Source organism: Loigolactobacillus backii, from assembly GCF_001663675.1.
Taxonomy (GTDB): Bacteria; Bacillota; Bacilli; order Lactobacillales; family Lactobacillaceae; genus Loigolactobacillus; species Loigolactobacillus backii.
Genome location: NZ_CP014873.1, coordinates 441,926 through 458,526, shown reverse-complemented (window position 1 = coordinate 458,526; position 16,601 = coordinate 441,926). Strand labels below are relative to the sequence as shown.

18 protein-coding genes are annotated in these 16,601 nt (G+C 40.9%); 14 read left to right on the top strand and 4 right to left on the bottom strand.

Annotated elements, in window-relative coordinates:
* Positions 1-82 precede the first annotated feature (82 nt).
* Complete coding sequence (locus AYR53_RS01915; protein ID WP_068279055.1) at positions 83-1,354, bottom strand: ISL3 family transposase; 1,272 nt, start codon at positions 1,352-1,354, stop codon at positions 83-85.
* A gap of 402 nt (positions 1,355-1,756) precedes the next feature.
* Here AYR53_RS01915 and recA point away from each other — a divergent pair, with 402 nt between their 5' ends.
* The 8 genes from recA (at position 1,757) to AYR53_RS01875 (ending at position 5,934) form a co-directional block, all read left to right on the top strand.
* Positions 1,757-2,839 (top strand): recombinase RecA, encoded by a 1,083-nt coding sequence (gene recA, locus AYR53_RS01910; protein WP_068226112.1) that lies wholly within the window; start codon positions 1,757-1,759, stop codon positions 2,837-2,839.
* 338 nt (positions 2,840-3,177) lie between these two features.
* Entirely contained in the window at positions 3,178-3,429 is a 252-nt protein-coding gene (locus AYR53_RS01905; RefSeq protein WP_143452799.1) for a hypothetical protein, read from the top strand.
* A gap of 239 nt (positions 3,430-3,668) precedes the next feature.
* Positions 3,669-3,923: a hypothetical protein gene (locus AYR53_RS01900; RefSeq protein WP_068226114.1), complete on the top strand. Its 255-nt coding sequence runs from the start codon at positions 3,669-3,671 to the stop codon at positions 3,921-3,923.
* A gap of 111 nt (positions 3,924-4,034) precedes the next feature.
* Positions 4,035-4,292, top strand: a complete 258-nt coding sequence (locus tag AYR53_RS01895; RefSeq protein ID WP_068226115.1) for a GlsB/YeaQ/YmgE family stress response membrane protein — start codon at positions 4,035-4,037, stop codon at positions 4,290-4,292.
* A 13-nt stretch (positions 4,293-4,305) separates the two neighbouring features.
* Positions 4,306-4,851 (top strand): alkaline shock response membrane anchor protein AmaP, encoded by a 546-nt coding sequence (amaP, locus tag AYR53_RS01890; RefSeq protein ID WP_068279655.1) that lies wholly within the window; start codon positions 4,306-4,308, stop codon positions 4,849-4,851.
* Between the two features lie 15 nt (positions 4,852-4,866).
* The gene (locus tag AYR53_RS01885; RefSeq protein ID WP_068226117.1) at positions 4,867-5,046 is read left to right on the top strand and encodes a DUF2273 domain-containing protein; all 180 of its coding nucleotides are present in this window, start codon (positions 4,867-4,869) and stop codon (positions 5,044-5,046) included.
* A 22-nt stretch (positions 5,047-5,068) separates the two neighbouring features.
* Positions 5,069-5,479 carry an Asp23/Gls24 family envelope stress response protein gene (locus AYR53_RS01880; RefSeq protein WP_068279658.1) on the top strand — a complete coding sequence of 137 codons (411 nt, stop codon included), beginning with the start codon at positions 5,069-5,071 and terminating at the stop codon, positions 5,477-5,479.
* A 26-nt stretch (positions 5,480-5,505) separates the two neighbouring features.
* On the top strand, positions 5,506-5,934 hold the full coding sequence (locus AYR53_RS01875) for an Asp23/Gls24 family envelope stress response protein (protein WP_068226119.1): 429 nt from the start codon (positions 5,506-5,508) through the stop codon (positions 5,932-5,934).
* A 71-nt stretch (positions 5,935-6,005) separates the two neighbouring features.
* Here the strand turns inward: AYR53_RS01875 and AYR53_RS01870 are convergent, their stop codons facing one another.
* Positions 6,006-6,344 (bottom strand): hypothetical protein, encoded by a 339-nt coding sequence (locus AYR53_RS01870; protein ID WP_225359743.1) that lies wholly within the window; start codon positions 6,342-6,344, stop codon positions 6,006-6,008.
* Positions 6,345-6,572: 228 nt separating this feature from the next.
* On the opposite strand from AYR53_RS01870, the gene AYR53_RS01865 reads away from it, so the two are divergent.
* Complete coding sequence (locus AYR53_RS01865) at positions 6,573-7,736, top strand: cation:proton antiporter (protein ID WP_068226120.1); 1,164 nt, start codon at positions 6,573-6,575, stop codon at positions 7,734-7,736.
* 1,137 nt (positions 7,737-8,873) lie between these two features.
* A complete protein-coding gene (locus tag AYR53_RS01860) occupies positions 8,874-11,657 on the top strand; it encodes a cation-translocating P-type ATPase (RefSeq protein ID WP_068279661.1) in 2,784 nt (927 codons plus the stop codon).
* Between the two features lie 97 nt (positions 11,658-11,754).
* Here the strand turns inward: AYR53_RS01860 and AYR53_RS01855 are convergent, their stop codons facing one another.
* Positions 11,755-12,237 (bottom strand): glutathione peroxidase, encoded by a 483-nt coding sequence (locus tag AYR53_RS01855; RefSeq protein WP_068226122.1) that lies wholly within the window; start codon positions 12,235-12,237, stop codon positions 11,755-11,757.
* A gap of 160 nt (positions 12,238-12,397) precedes the next feature.
* On the opposite strand from AYR53_RS01855, the gene AYR53_RS01850 reads away from it, so the two are divergent.
* Complete coding sequence (locus tag AYR53_RS01850) at positions 12,398-12,862, top strand: DUF3290 family protein (RefSeq protein ID WP_068279664.1); 465 nt, start codon at positions 12,398-12,400, stop codon at positions 12,860-12,862.
* A gap of 98 nt (positions 12,863-12,960) precedes the next feature.
* On the opposite strand, the gene AYR53_RS01845 is transcribed toward AYR53_RS01850, so the two are convergent.
* Positions 12,961-14,271, bottom strand: a complete 1,311-nt coding sequence (locus AYR53_RS01845; RefSeq protein ID WP_068279064.1) for an IS1380 family transposase — start codon at positions 14,269-14,271, stop codon at positions 12,961-12,963.
* Positions 14,272-14,522: 251 nt separating this feature from the next.
* Here AYR53_RS01845 and AYR53_RS01840 point away from each other — a divergent pair, with 251 nt between their 5' ends.
* From AYR53_RS01840 to AYR53_RS01830, 3 genes are all read left to right on the top strand, one after another.
* On the top strand, positions 14,523-15,173 hold the full coding sequence (locus tag AYR53_RS01840; RefSeq protein WP_100071605.1) for a DUF421 domain-containing protein: 651 nt from the start codon (positions 14,523-14,525) through the stop codon (positions 15,171-15,173).
* 79 nt (positions 15,174-15,252) lie between these two features.
* Positions 15,253-15,729, top strand: coding sequence for a universal stress protein (locus tag AYR53_RS01835; protein WP_068226124.1), 477 nt, complete (start codon positions 15,253-15,255; stop codon positions 15,727-15,729).
* A gap of 156 nt (positions 15,730-15,885) precedes the next feature.
* Positions 15,886-16,524 carry a stage II sporulation protein M gene (locus tag AYR53_RS01830; RefSeq protein ID WP_225359742.1) on the top strand — a complete coding sequence of 213 codons (639 nt, stop codon included), beginning with the start codon at positions 15,886-15,888 and terminating at the stop codon, positions 16,522-16,524.
* Positions 16,525-16,601: the final 77 nt, after the last annotated feature.

The following is a 16,601-nucleotide window of genomic DNA, read 5'->3' as shown; positions in this document are numbered from 1 at the left end:
GTTAGTAAATTGATGATCCTTTAGGGATAATTAAATGGCTCTTCGTCAACTGTTGTTGGTGAATCCATATTTCGAGTTCTAATCACTTCGTGATTAGGGCTCTTTTTGTTTTGATTTTGAAAACGTATAGTACTCGAGTTCTAAACCTCCAGAAGCTGCGATAGCCAAAACTGGCTCGTTTGATCGCCTTGATTTTATTATTAGAACCTTCCAAAGGACCATTTGAATAGTGTGTGGTAAAGGTGTTACGAATCTCATCATGATGGCTTTCAAGTGTTTTAATCGTGTTCTTCATTTCTTCAGAATACGTTTTGTTATTCCAAAATGCCGCATTGTAGTTATGCCAATCTTGATGTTGGACAGCTGACCGGACGCTGTTTAAGACTTGATAAGTTTGTTCTAGTTCTGAATCCAACGATAACAGCTGATGGACAACATCGGTGGCAGCCATCCAGTAAGGAAAATTAGTCCACTTTTTGAATTGTTCAAAGTTAAGCTGTTCAGTTGGTACTAACAACAGCTTCCAGTAGCGCTTAAGGGCGTGAAATTCGCGAGAAGACGGGGTAAACTTCTTCATCACCTTGATTCTGGTTTTGTTAAACGCCCGATTTAGGGCGTTGATAATATGAAACTTGTCCATGACCACCATGGCATTGGGGAACACGGTCTGCACAAGCTTGGGGTAGGTATAATTCATATCAGTCACAATAATTTTGACGTTTTCTCGGGCAGCTTGATCGAAGCGGTAAAAATACTTCTCTAGTTTATTGATGGTTCGATAAGGGAGTAAGTCGATTAATTCATGGGTTTCGCCATTCATGAACTCAAAGCTCATGGCACCAGTAGCGCTCTTGGTACTCTTCACCTCATCCATTAAGATGATCTCTGGTAAATAGTGCCAATTGGTTTGAAAGTCTCGTTCAGCGCGCATTAACTGGCGGCCCACAAATGAATCTGATGCCGATACTTCATTGGCAATGTGCTTCAAAGAGACCGGTTCACCGAGCTTCTCTAGGCATTCTTTGCGGCTGGTGTTTGAAATTGTACAGTGTTTCGGAACTGCCAATGTTTGTGCAAGAAAGTTGCCGTGACATTCTTTACAGTGGAAATAGCGGCGCTTTAAGGCTAAGATGACGGTGTTGCTCAGAACCTTCGAGAATCTGATAGTGGTATTGCGCCAGCCGTAGTTAATAATCTTTTGATCATTGATAATCCCGCACTTGGGACAAGCCTTCGGCGTGTAATCCAAGTGGCCAGTTAAGCGAATAACCCCGTCTTCTCCAGTTTCACCGTCAGTAATTTTTAGGTTCTCGTCAGCTATTCCTAATAATAATTTTGTAGTATCATGACACATAGGGCATTTCCTTCTTTCTGAAAAATCTTCGTGGTGGTTGACTTGGATGAACGGACAGGAAATGTCCGCTTTTTTATTCTAGCCATAAATAAAAAATCTGTCATCAGTAATAGATGAAAATCTATTACCAACAACAGATATTGTAGAACCAATTAAATTTGCTAATCAGTGTTTTTTGTCTAAATAGATTTAGTTACGTCCTTGTCCAAATGATGATATAGTAGTTTTAGATTGTAGATCCATGGCTGGATGGTCGATTAAAACAATTCAAATTTTATCTTTAGATTTCTCGATAAATTTAGGTCGAAATTCGGCAGTATTAAATTGCATTTTACGACTAAAGGCGTTAAACTGAATTTAATGACAAACGTGTGTTCGGCAAAAAAAGAAAGCGTGAGCTAAATGGCAACAAAGAGTATTGCTAATCATGATGGCACGACTGCCAAGAACGAAACAGAACGACAGGCTGCATTAGACCACGCCTTAAAGAAGATTCGTCAAAGCTTTGGGCAAGGCGCTGTAATGCGCATGGGTGAGAATACAAGTACCCGGATCGAAACAAACTCGACTGGTATTTTATCATTAGATGTTGCTTTGGGTGTTGGTGGATTTCCTAAAGGGCGGATTATTGAAATCTACGGTCCTGAATCAAGTGGGAAGACAACGCTAGCCTTAGCGGCAACTGCATCGGTTCAACGTAATGGGGGAACCGTCGCTTATATTGATGCCGAAAATGCAATGGACCCTAAGTACGCACAGCAATTAGGTGTTAACATTGATCAGTTGCTGTTATCACAACCAGACTCCGGTGAAGAAGGGTTAGCTATTGCTGATACACTGGTGGCAAGTAGCGCGATTGATCTAGTTGTTGTTGATTCGGTTGCGGCATTAACACCCCAAGCTGAAATTAATGGCGAGATGGGTGACGCCCACGTTGGGTTACAAGCACGAATGATGTCCCAGGCACTCCGTAAATTATCTGGTGAGATTAACCGAACAAAAACAACGGTTATTTTCATTAATCAATTACGGGAAAAGATTGGGGTTATGTTCGGTAATCCTGAAACAACTCCTGGTGGTCGTGCGTTGAAGTTTTACGCAACCATTCGCTTGGACGTAAGACGTGGCGAGAAGATTAAGAACGGAACCGAAATAATTGGTAATCAAATTAAGATCAAGGTCGCTAAGAATAAAGTAGCGGCGCCTTTTAAAGTTGCCGAAATTCAAAACTATTATGGCAAGGGTTTTTCCGCCGTTGGGGATGTGCTTGGACTAGCAGTTGAAAATGATATCGCTAAGAAGTCAGGCGCTTGGTATAGTTATAAGGGCGAACGTATTGGGCAAGGCTTGCCTAATTCAACGGCCTATTTAACTGATCATCCTGATTTATTAGATGAGATGTCAAAAGAAGTACGGGTAAAGTTATTACCGGAAGTGGACGAAAAGGCTGCTGATAAGCCGAAACAGAAAACTCCAGAAGAATAATTTTGGGATTAAAATACGTAGAAAGTGATTTTCTTGGATCGATAACTAATCGTCCTAAAGAATACTTTTTACGTTTTTTGTTTTTTTAAAATAAATTAATTAATTCAACGTATCTTATTTATAAGATACGTTGTTTGTCGCGGCCGGGACAAAAGTTCTGGCCGCTGACTATTCCCGGGCATTACTCTAGAACGTAAACCTAAAACCGACTTTGTTCCACTCTGCTCTATCATCATTTACTTGACGCTGTTTGAATCAAGCAAATGATGATAAGGTTGCAGATTAGTTACGGATACTACATTGCTCTAAAGTAGATGCTAAGAAGGGGCCCATGTTTTTTGAAAGGAGAACTAGATGTGGAAGCTACGGTTGATTTAACGATTGGAGATGAGTTCATTTTAATGAATTTATCTGAAACACAAATTATTTTATTGCAAAATGGCATTGTTAAGGTTAACCGATTGTACTCAAGTCAGTTATTAGCATTAACGACTTTTCAAAAGATTAGCTATCAATTATTTAATGACGCCAAGAATTTTTTACAAGGAGGGACATTCAAACAAAGCTATACAACTTTGTTTGATGAATGACAGTAATTTACTGAAGAAAATGTGCCTAAGATGCTGGTTCTTAAACAACTTCAAGGATTGGCGAAGGCGGCCGCCTATACTTCAGCTATGGTCCAGAAAAATAAAAAGAAGGTTACGACAGAAATTACCTAGTCGTAGCCTTCTTTTTAATTCGATAAAGAAAGACAGCATATTTCTATAATTAAATGGCCTGACAGATTAAGATAAGCATAATCATAATTATACGAGGAGGCTAATCTATGTTTGAAAATCAGTACCAGAATTTTCATTTTTGTGGCAATAAATTGGTTCAGCAACTTAGTTCAGAACAGGATGAAGTTATTTACGAGGTTAGCTGCAGCAGTATGCAGTACTTAATTCATTTAATTGGCCGGGTTTGCTTTTTACCACTTGGTGCACGAATTGAAGTTTTAAACCACGTGGTTACTTCGCAAAATGATAAACCAACTAAAGAACTTTATGTTACTGATCAGACATTAACTCAGTATCTTTAAAGAAGCTCACTTAATGCCCAATCAGCATATTAATTGCTTGGTGGTGGCGCAATCCCTTAAGCTTAGATTGTAGCAGAGAAGAATAGGCTTTTAAAAGAAAGGGTGATTAGAATGCTTCATATGATCTGGGTTCTTATTATAGGTGCTGTTATTGGTGTAATAGCAGGTGCTATTACAAGTCGTGATATGCCACTAGGCTGGATTGGAAACATTATCGCCGGTTTAGTTGGTTCCTGGTTAGGTGAAAGTCTGTTAGGTAGCTGGGGCCCGCACATTGCTGATATGGCGATTTTCCCTTCGATTCTTGGTGCAATTGTGCTTGTCTTAATTGTTTCGTTCTTGTTCGGTCTACGAAAGAGGAAATCTTAAGGGAGGTGCTACTATGCGCGGTAGAACAAAGGGCGCGCTCCTTTTACTCAGTCTACTTGGCATCTTGCAGACAGTTTGGTTTACAGCACTGATCTATCCATTACCTTATCTGTCCAATGAAATTATTCAGTGGCAAAACACGTATGATTGGGTACGCTGGATTGGTCTAATTCTTGGTATTATCAGTGGCTTAATATTTTTAGGCCTACTGTTAATTGCGTTGTTTCGCCGACAAACAACTAATCAGCTGACCTACCAAACTGATCGGGGGCAACTTAATATCAATCAAAAATCCGTTGAAAAATCCGTTCAGTATGCAGTTGCTAGTAAACATAATGCAAGAAATGTTAGTGCAACTGTTCGGCTAAATAAGCGTAAGAAGACCGCCACTGCCCTAGTTGAGGCCGTAACTAGTGACACTAAAAATTTAGTTCACGAAAGCCAGCAAATTGAGCAAACGGTAAGTAAGACTTTGAGCGCTAGTTTAGGTGTCCCGGTGAAAAAGGTAACGGTTAATTTGAAACCGGCTGAACGTGGACGCGGCGTCCGCGTTGTCTAGTGATGAGGTGATATTATGACGAACGGTACAATCGGCGCAATCATTGGCGTTATTGTTGGATTAATTTGGATTATGTTGGGCTTTATTGATTTAATCATTATTGCGTTACTAGCGTTGGTCGGTTTTCTGATTGGTAAGTACGTTAAAGGTGGGCAAACAATCAGAGTTTGGCTTAACCAATTACTAGATCGTTAGATAGATGAAAGGAGCTGTGGCAATGGATACAACAACGTCAGTTAAGAATCGTAAATTAACGTTTGACGATAGTGTTATTAAAAAAATTGCTGGCACAGTGGCCAGTGATATTGAAGGAATCCTATCGATGAACGGTGGATTCCTTAGTGATATTGCGGATCGTTTCCGCAGTGATACTAACCCAACGAAAGGGATTGGTGCTGAAGTTGGCGAACGGCAAGTTGCCTTAGATATGGAGGCAACTCTGGAGTACGGCGCCGATGCGCAACAAATTTTTGACCAACTCTGCGATCAAATTCACACATCGTTGAAACAAATGACGGGGCTGGAATTAGTTGAGCTTAATCTAAACGTGATTGACATTATGTCTAAACGCGAATGGGCCAATCACACTAAAGAGGGCAAAGAAGAGACTAAAGATCGCGTCAGCTAATTTTGAAAGACGAGAGGATGATTTTAATGGCACAAGTAGTCAAAGATTCACCAAAGGTAGACCATGTTGAAAGTCAATTAGTTTATACTGAATCCGTTCTTGCCAAGATCGTCGGTAAAACGATTAATGATGTTCCGGGCATTTTAGCGGTTCAAGGGAACGTTATTGATGATATTGCGGATCGTTTTCGAAGTGATGAGGACCCAACCAAGGGCGTTAAAATTGATTTGGATAATGATAACCATACCGCTACGGTTGACCTTGAAACAACGTTAGAATATGGAAAAAACGCGCCAAGAGTTTTCGATGAAGCAATTCACAAAATTCAAGCAGCAATCAGCAATATGACGGACGTAACTATAACGGAAATTAAAATGACCGTGAAGGATATGCTTACTAAAGAGGAATGGCGTGAATCGCAAGAACAGAATAAAAAAGATGAAGATAATCAATAGTAAAAAAACGAGTGTTATAAACGGCAAAATTTGTCGGTTATAACACTTGCTTTATGTATTAAAATAGCTACCTAGACGTTGATTGGTAAATTATGGTCCCGTAAGACAGCGTTTGTTGCTTCTTTGAAAGCCTGCTTATTTTGCGGGTCCTCTGGTTGATCATGTAACTTATTTTCGGCAATGGCCCAACGAACAACATTATCAGTAACGAAGAGCTCATCGTTATCAACAATCAGTTGGTATTTAGTTGCTAGCATTTGTTCCAAGTCTTTGAAGCGGCGGCGATTAGAAACTTCGCGAAAACTTTCACCGGTTGCTTTATTGGTTGCCCGAAAGATGAGTAATGGCGACTCACGGGCACCTTCTTTGAGCATATTACGTAATTTTTCAAACTCTGTTTTCTTTGCCAAGCGATAACCTTCTTTCTTTTTAATCTCTCTGATTTGATTTTACGCAGGATGGTTAATTGGTGCAAGCTGAATAGTTTAAGTTATGTATTTTGAAAAATCTATGCTATAGTTTAACTAAATATAGTAATAACTGGTTGAAGCGATTGCTTTCAAGAATTTTATCCTGTTTTGGGTTGGCGGGATTCTTGTTAGTAGTGGCTTTTTTTGTTTGTGAAGGGAATTGATTAAATGGCATTTTTAGGAACTTTATGTTTAATTTTGGTGACCACGGCATTAGCGGGACATTTTAGTGCCCGGATTGGGATTCCGGCCGTAATTGGGCAATTATTAGTTGGTATCATAGTTGGTCCAGCGGTGCTCAATTGGGTTCAGCCGAATGCCTTTGTGCATGATTTTTCTGAGATTGGTGTCATTATTTTAATGTTTATCGCTGGTCTGGAGAGTAACTTGGAATTATTAAAACGTTATTTACGTCCAAGCGTGATTGTTGCGACGGCGGGTGTCATTTTACCAGTTGGTTTAATTTATTTAACTAGTCTTTGGTTCAAACTCAGTCAAGTGGAGAGCCTTTTTTTAGGTATAATTTTTGCAGCCACTTCCGTTTCGATTTCCGTGGAAGTTTTGAAGGAAATGAAGGCACTGGATAGTAAAGAAGGAACGACAATTCTGGGGGCCGCGGTGGTTGATGATGTGTTAGCCGTTGTTATTTTGAGTGTTATGGTCAGTTTGGTTGGATCACAATTAAGCACAAGTAACGCCGCACCTACACCAATTGGGATTAGTTTGCTAGAACAAGTTTTATATTTTGTTGGAATTTACATCGTTGTTCGCTGGCTGGCGCCCTATCTATTACGAATAGGTGAGCAGTTGTTGGTACCAGTCTCGGTGACCATTACTTCAATGGTGTTATGTCTCAGTATGGCTTACCTGGCCGATCTAGTTGGTTTAAGCGCTGTTGTGGGTTCTTTCTTTGCTGGAATCGCAGTTGGGCAAACTTCCTATCGAAAGGTAGTTGATCAGAGTATTGAGCCGATTGGGTACGCCATATTCATTCCGGTTTTTTTCGTTAGTATTGGCTTAAACATGACTTTTTCATCATTAGGTAAGGATATTTGGTTTTTATTGGCCTTAACCGTTGTCGGCGTGTTCACAAAATTAGTTGGTGCTGGTTTTGGAGCTTACATCTCAGGCTTTTCGTTAAATAGTTCTTATATGATTGGTGCCGGGATGATTTCACGCGGGGAAATGGCCTTGATTATCGCTCAAATAGGTTTTCAGGCGAAATTATTATCGGCCGATCGTTATTCGGCAGTAATTGGTGCCATTATTGCCACTACGCTAATTGCCCCATTTTTATTACGTCACGCGATTAGCAAGATTCGCAAAGCTTGAGTTTTGCCAACTATTTACTGCAGAGTTAATTGCTGTCATTGGTAGCAAAAAGCAAACTTATACTTGTTACTGGTAGTACTTTAGTGGAATAGGAATAGTGCATCGTAGCGACCATATTTAAAACTATTGGCCAGTTTTCAGAACGCTAAGGCCTAACTAAACGATTAAATTAATCAATAATCAAGGCTCAACCACTGCCAAGGTGGAATGGAGACGCTGGCGTATCACTGTTACTCGTTCTAAACAACACTTTCTAGCAAGTATCAGTTGCTAGTTCCTATTCGCTAAACAGAACTCGCTTCCCGTTGTCGATTGAACTAAGGCGAGGACCGCCAAGTTCAAGTCGCACCCGTGTCGAAGGTACTTGATGACCGAATTGTGGTCATTTAGTACCTTGCGTGATTGACAAGATCCATTTTCTTTTCCGAAGGGGTTTAATCGGAAAGAAAATTAGCTTGTCAACGCGCCACTGTCGCTCATTCTTAACAACTAATTTTAGCAAGTATTAATTACTAGAACATATTCGCTAAACAGGATTTGTTTCCCGTTGTCGATTGGACTAAGCCGAAGTCCGGCAAGTCCAAGTCGCACGCGTTCCATACGCCAGCGCCGGAATGGAACCTAACCAAATCTGATCGCGTGTAATTCAGTGACAAGTGGCATAAGCATTATTTTTAATAGCGATATAATTTAATTTAAAACTCCACTAGCCGCCCACTGAAATTGATTAGTAGAACCGATTTGAAAATCACACGGGCCAGAATTTCTGACCAATTTAGGCCAACTCCCTCCTAGTTAATGATGCGATCATTATAAGCACACTGTAAATAATAAATACAATTAATTGACTCTAGTTTAATAATAAAGTTATACTTATTATAATAATTATCAAAGATTAAAGGCGAATATTGAGAAGATCACTTACCCAATGGCAAGGATTTCCTTGGTGTTCGCCTTTTTTTGCAAAAGTAGGTGGGAAATGTAGTGGGAGAACACCTTGATTGGTGTTTTTCTGACCAATTTTGTTTAAATGCCTTTCTAAAGATTTCCCAGGTGTTAACGTTGTTTAACTATATTGACCTACCAATAAAAATTTGCAAAGAATAATCTTTCAAGAACTAAGGAGGCGAAACTTATATGTATTATGATCAGGATAAAAAAACCATTATTAGCACGCTTGAAAGTAATCGATCTAAGGGCCTGACTTCTGAAGAGGCAGCCAAGCGATTAGAAGAGTATGGTGTTAATGAAGTTCAACAAAAAAAGGAACGGCCAGCTTGGCGGATTTTTCTCCAAACCTTTAAAGATCCATTAGTGATTGTATTGATGGGTGCCGTAGTTCTTTCTTTATTTAGCGCCAGTTATGATTTTTTTATTACCGACAATATGGCCCATAGTAGAACGTCACTTTACGAGGCAATTGCGATTGGTATCTTAATTTTAGGGAATGCCGCTTTGGCCTTTTGGCAGGAAAATAGTGCCAAAAAATCATTGGCCGCACTGCAACAATTAGCGGAGCACCAAACAATGACTTTACGGGACAATGATTGGCAGAAAGTTCCTGGTAAAAAACTTGTTCCTGGAGATATTTTAAGTGTTAAAATGGGTGACTTCATTGATGCGGATGTTCGCTGGTTGAAAGTGGCCGAATTGCAGGTTAGTGAAACCCATTTGACTGGGGAAGCCGATGCAATTAGTAAGCAAACCGATGAATTGGCGGCCGATAGTGCCTTGGCCGAACGCAGCAATATGGGTTATGCAGGTTCAACTGTAGTCAACGGTAATGGGATTGGAATTGTTGTTGCAACGGGGCAAAATACCGAGTTAGGTAAAATTGCCGAAATGTTGACCCAGGTAACTGATCAAAAAACTCCCTTACAACAAACCATTAACCGATTGACCAAACGTTTGTTAGTCATATCTGCTTGTTTAGCAACCTTTACGTTAGTCTTTATGCTGGCAAAGGAATTTGTACTAACTGGTCAGTTGACGATTGAAACGGTTGCCTCGGTAATCTCAACGACCATTATTTTAGCCGTTGCGTCAATTCCTGATGCCTTACCAGTAGTTCTATCGATTGTTTTAACCATTGGGGCTCGTTTATTGGCCAAGAATAATGGCTTAATCAAATCACTAAGCAGTGTTGAAACGTTGGGGGCCACTACGTTTATTGCTTCGGATAAAACGGGAACGCTAACCCGAAATCAAATGGCTGTAGTTCGTTTTTATGCCAACGGTCAGAATTTCACAGTTGAAGGCAATGGCTACGAGCCCGTGGGTGAAATTACAACTGCCGATGAGGAAGCCGACGAAGTTAGTTACCATGATTTTATGTTGGCGGCTGTGTTAAATAATGAGGCCAGCATTGAAGAAAATGAAGACGGTCGGATGACACCGTTAGGAAATCCAACTGACGTTGCGCTGGTTGTTCTTGGTGAAAAGGCTGGTTTTAAACGTAGCCAGTTGTTGGAAAATAAAAAAGGCCACCACATTGATTTGCTGCGGGTCCTGCCGTTTGATAGTACGCGTAAGATGATGAGTGTTGTGGTCAAACAAGATGGGCAATACAAAGTGCTAACTAAAGGGGCCCCAGACGTTATTTTACAACGAACGGAAACTATTCAAGAAGATAATCAACGTGTCGCGTTAAAGGATGCTAAAGCGACCGTTGAGCAGCAAATTTTAGACTTTGCCAATGATGCACTACGGACGTTGGCAATTGCGGAGCGGGATATTAGTCTAGATGAGGCCGAGAATGCGACGATGGATGAGTTAGAGCAAAAGCTTAATCTAATTGGGATTGCCGGTATCATTGATCCACCCCGGGAAGAAGTTCGCCAATCAATCAAAGAATTACACGCGGCTTCAGTCAGTGTTGTCATGATTACTGGTGATCACGCCGCAACGGCCCGGGCGATTGCGCTCCGCTTAGGCATTATTACCGATCAGGCCGCGCAAGTGATTGAGGGCAAAGATATGGAGCAAATGAGTGATGATGATCTGTACAAAATTGTACCAGATTGTCGAGTATACGCCCGGGTGACACCGGAGCATAAACAGCGGATTATTCGGCAACTGCAACGACACGGGGAAGTCGTTGGGATGACGGGTGATGGGGTCAATGATGCATCTGCATTACGCGCGGCGAATATTGGAATTGCAATGGGGATTAACGGAACCGAAGTAACTAAAGATTCCGCCGACCTAGTTTTATTAGATGATAAATTTACAACCATTGAACGATCGGTTGAGGCCGGGCGGACCATCTTTAGTAATATCCGTAACTTCATTCGGCAAGAACTAATTACGAATGTGGCTGAAGTTTTGGCCTTGTTATTAGGTATTTTACTTATTCACCGATCAATCGGGAATGTCTCTGCAACAACACCAACCTTAACTACTTTAATGGTGATGTGGGTTAATATGATTAGTGATTCTTTGCCCGCACTTGCGTTAGGCTATGACGAGCCAGAAGCCGATTTGATGGAGGCCAAACCACGGGATACCAAGAAGTCAATTTTAGCGGATGGCATGTTGCGCCGAATTATTGTTCGTGGTAGTGTCATGGGTTTCACGGTCTTTATTGCCTTCATCTGGGCAGCTTCATCCGGGATGGCCGCCGAAGAGGCGCAAACGGTTGCCTTTTTAACGTTAGTTTTTGGCCAACTTTGGCACGTTTTCGATGCTCGAAGCTCCACGACGTTATTCCGGCGTAATCCGTTTACTAACTGGCGCTTATTGACGGCAGTCAGTTTTGCGGCACTTAGCTCATTATTGGCCACTTTATTACCCTTCTTCAATGAATTGATGGGAACAGTGCCACTTACGGCGCCGCTGTACCTAGCCGTTATTCTATTACCATCATTACCGACGTTTATAATATCGGGAATCAAGGAAGTATGGTTGCGGTTAAGAAAATAAGAACAAATGAAGAGGCACACGTTCTAAAGTAATGTTCGGAAACAGTAAGAGGCCAGGACAAAAGTCCTGGCCTCTTTGTGCCTCTTAAGATAGGTTGCTAGCTATTCACGTGTTCATCGGCCAGTAATCGTTTAATATCTGGTCGAATTTTATCGGGTTTAGTCGTTGGTTCATAGCGTTTAACTACGTTACCAGAACCATCGATCAAAAATTTAGTAAAATTCCACTTAATTCGTTTGTGATCTGTTTCGTCTTTTAGATATTGAAATAACGGTTCAGTATTTTTACCGTTAACGTGAATTTTCTTGTGCATTGTAAAAGTAACACCATAATTCAAAGCACAGTAATCATCAATTTCCGCGTTATCTTTCAGTTCCTGAAGAAATTGGTTAGAAGGAAAGCCGAGAACGGTGACGGGGTCATCATGATAATCCTCGTAGATTTTTTCGAGACTTTTTAGTTGTGGTGCTAGACCACATTTGCTTGCAGTATTAACAATGACAACAATTTTTCCGCGGTATTTAGCCATGGAAACTTGCTGGCCATTCATCTCGGTAACTGTATAATCATATATTGACATCAAGAGACTTCCTTTCGAAGTTTAAGGTTGCTACCAGCGTTATAGCATGCTTAGCGGCTTCTGTCTAGTAAACTGAGTGTTGGTGATTGAAATTTATCGTCAAATACGATAGCGTTTATAAAGAATAGTTACAAATTACAAAGTTAAAGGGTGTGATTAGGTGAATTTCTATACTTATCGGCAGTTACTGCAACAGACTAATCGCGCACTTGTTTGGCGCTATGGTTTTCTGGTTCTATTGGGTATTCTGGTTATTCTACTCTTGTTTATGTTTCTGCGCCACAGAAATGATAGTAAGTACCGCGATCTACTGATTATTGTTGTTTTAAGCGCAGTTTTGATGATCGGAATTCAAATTAATAATTATAAACAATTTCAGAATAGTCTTTCGCAAAATGCGCAAATCGTTGCTTTTTTACGTTCAGTTAGTAAAACAAAACAGGTACCGTTGAAATACATTTCTGCCAATACAACAACCCTAACGGATCAAATGATTATTAGAGTTAAGAAAACGTACTACCCCCGAATTATTCATACGAGGTTTAATATCGGCATACCGCACAATTTTGGACCAATTCTCGTGCTGCTATGGCGTAGTCAAACCAAGATGTACTGTTTTTGCTAAAGGCTACCAAATTATGGGGCTGGATAAATTTTTGATCCTCAATTTTGAGCATACTTGCCCCTTGGCCGAACCGACTTTTTTTGATTTTTTGCACCAGTTTAGCCCCACTGTAGCGCTTGGATTCGAGCTAACAGTTGATAAAACAAATCCTGATAGACGTGGTGGCGGCTTAATTTTAGATAAAGTTGCCGGCCGCTGGTCACCAGCTTACCCGCTACTTTAAACAGCCATAAGCGCAAGGTTGTAACCTGTAATCGCTGATGTTGTACAGGCAACAATTGGCGCATCAAGCTGACTAAATTATAAGCGAGGACACTGAGCATCATGCGGGCATAATTTGGTATAAATTGCGAGCTAGTCATTTTATCCAGGTAAAAGCCAGCCTTGGCTTCCTTGATATAGTTTTCCATTTGACCCCGTTGGTGATAGGCGTGAAATGCATCTTCGGCGACAAAACTCGTTAAATTGGACACGAGGTATTCATGTTGAAATAACAATTCACCAGCTGGTCGAGTTGATTTAATATAGATCTGGCGCGGCTTAGACCATGATCGGGCTTGATAAGACGCGCGATAATAATGGACCTCGGTCTCAGTCCAATTCTGCTCATCACTGATCTGAACAAAACGTTCAGCCAGTTGGTTCAGCCGCCGATTGGCTTTCAGGCGGATCAAGTAAAAAGTGTCGTTGGCTTCACAAGTTTCGTATAATTCTGGAGTCGCAAAGCCACTATCCCCGCGGACCAAGATATCAGCGTTCGGTTTGACTTGATGATAGTGCTGTAGTAGTGGTGTGATAAAGGGGGCAATATCCGTACTGGTATAAACATTACCTGGGCGCAATTGAGCCTTTAAACAGTGGCCCGTTTGCCCGTCAAAAGCGACCAGCGGATGGTAACCCGTGGTACCGTAATGCGCATTAAAGGCCGTTTTTTCCTGATGACCATGAGTATCGGCGTGAGTCGAGTCAATATCGAGGATCAGCTGTTGTTGCTTGGCGCCAGTCCACGCTTGGTCAAGCAATGCTTGATTCAACGTTTGTAATGAGGTGATGGTCTGCTCGTCACAGCGTTGCCAAAAACGGGATAATGACGGTTGTGAGGCCAATTGCGGTTGTGCCAATAGTAATTTAAATGTGGGGTCATTGCGCAAACTGGTGGCAGCTAGATCGGCCGGGTAACCGGCGATCAACTGCAGCACGACCTGTTCTAGTAGACTAACGTTGCTGTAACGAGCGTAATGGCGCTGGTCATCAAAATGGACTAATTGATACGCTAAGGTCGTGAAATTGAGTTGCGCCATTAATTCTTTGACCAACACTAGCCCAGCATCAGTGGAAAGTTCACCACCAGTGTGCGAAATATGTAATTTAGGATTGAAATTAACTCGTTTTCCCGGTAAAGTTGCCATGAGAAGGACCTCTTTCTTTGGGTGGATAGCTGACTTGTGGTGAATCAACTATACCAAATCGGAGGTTCTTTTTCTGCACTAAAAAGGTGAAAAATAAAAAACACAGTACCGCCCATGATACCGGGGTGACACTGTACTTGGAGAACTTATGGTGAATAATTCAGGCTACCAGGTCAACTTTGATAGTTCATTTGGAAGTTATCAATTAATTAAAACTCAGTTGATAACCCCTGAAACGGCGGGTGATTAAAATCTTTTCTTACTCAGATATTGGTTTAAAGTTATTTATTGGTTTAGTTACGGTTATTATTCAAATTAATTTGTTAGGAAAAGGAAACTTAGCGCCAGCAAACGCAGTTGATCAAATTCAAAATTATGTTTTAGGTGGAATTATCGGGGGTATGATTTATAACTCAGATATTACTGCCTTAGAATTTTTCCTGATCTTGGTTATTTGGACTTTAATTGTGATGGTAATTAAATTTGGTAGTAATCATAATCGTTATTTACGCCGCTTAGTAAATGGAGAACCCCATACAATTGTTCGCGATGGCCGAATCCTGGTCGCAGTTGCCACGCGCTTTGGTTTATCAGCAGGGGATTTATCACTTAAGTTACGAACAGCCGGTGTAACCGATGTTAGCTTGGTGAAGCGCGCTGTTTTAGAGCAAAATGGTCAGTTAACGGTTACGTTAGTTGGTGCCGATTCTGTAAAGTACCCCGTTATTTTAGATACGGTTATTGATCAGGATATTTTAGAGTTAATTGACAAGGATGAAGACTGGGTGGCGGCAATTTTAGCACAACAAGGTTACGAACTGGCGGATGTTTATTATGCAGTTTACCGTGGCGGCAGTCTAGTTGTGGCTCCGTATCCCGGTCACGAGACCGTAAAAAAATAAAAATTAGACGACTTCTTGTGTTTTGAATGAAATTTATTGACGAACAACTTATAATAGAGGTAAGTGAGGGGGTATTAAAATGTTACAAGAATACCATAATATTTTAGTTCCGGTTGATGGTTCAAAGGAAGCAGAACTAGCTTTGCAAAAGGCGGTTGCTGTTGCCAAGCGGAATAACGCACACTTAGACATTCTGGATGTGCTTGCAACGCAGCAGTTTGAAGTCAGTTACTCTAGTTTTATTGACGGTGACGTTATCTATAAAATGTCCGAGGATGTTAAGAAATACTTAGATCGTTTGGCAAATGATATAAAGGAAAAATCTGATTTTAACGACGTTACAATCCACATTCGTTTTGGTAATCCTAAGACTATTATTTCCCGTGACTTTCCTCAAGAGCACAAAAATGATTTAATCATGATTGGTGCCACTGGTTTAAATGCAGTTGAACGAGTTCTGGTTGGCTCAGTAGCATCATACGTTAATCGTAATGCGATCACTGATGTTTTAGTCGTTAAGACTAGGCTTAATAACAAAGAAGCACAAGAAAAATAATTAACGGAAAAAATAGGACAAAAGATAAATACTAGTAATTAATTCGATTAGACCTAATTGCTAGTAATCCTATCTTTTGTCCTATCTTTGTGTAATTTAGAATTCACGTGCCCTTTAAATCATAGTGTATACTAAAGGGCAAAAGGAGTGAAACTTGTGAATACCATCCAAATTCAACAATTTAAGCAGTGGCGTTCCAAGCGAATGCGCCGAACTTTCATAGCAGCTTGGTTGCTGATTCTTTGCGTTGCTGCCTTAGCCTTTTTTGCGTTACAGCTCTGGCACCCTTCCGCTCGTCAGGTTATGCTTCCTTTGCGGCGGGCCCTAAGTGGTATTAAGCCAGTTAGTGGAATCAAACTATGGGGCCAAATTGCCTGGCATAATGAATTGGCCGTTCTGATTGTTCTGGCGCTGGGACTGATTCCAGTCCCGTTGCTTTATTGGTATAACGCTGTAGCAACGGCCGCCAGTATTGGGATGGTCATCTATGTCGGGGCAATTGCTCACCAGAATATTTGGCTGTTAATCGCTACTGGGCTCCTTCCCCACGGAATTATTGAGCTGTCTTGTTTTGCGATTACCTTAGGGATTGCTGGAGAACTTAATTACTATATTCGTAGTCGAACACATAATATGCGCAATCAAAAAGATGATTGGGTTGGCCAATTACCGTTAAGGCCATTTTTATACGCTTTGTTCCGGCAGTATCTATTTATCGTGCTACCGGGTCTAATTATTGCGGGTTTTATTGAAGCTTTAATTACCCCTAAACTAATGCACTTAGTGGGAATTTAATGGATTGATTATTAGGTCTGATCGTATTTAAAATAAAGTGCATTAAGTTTTGGGATTATTAAGTCCCTAATCCTAAC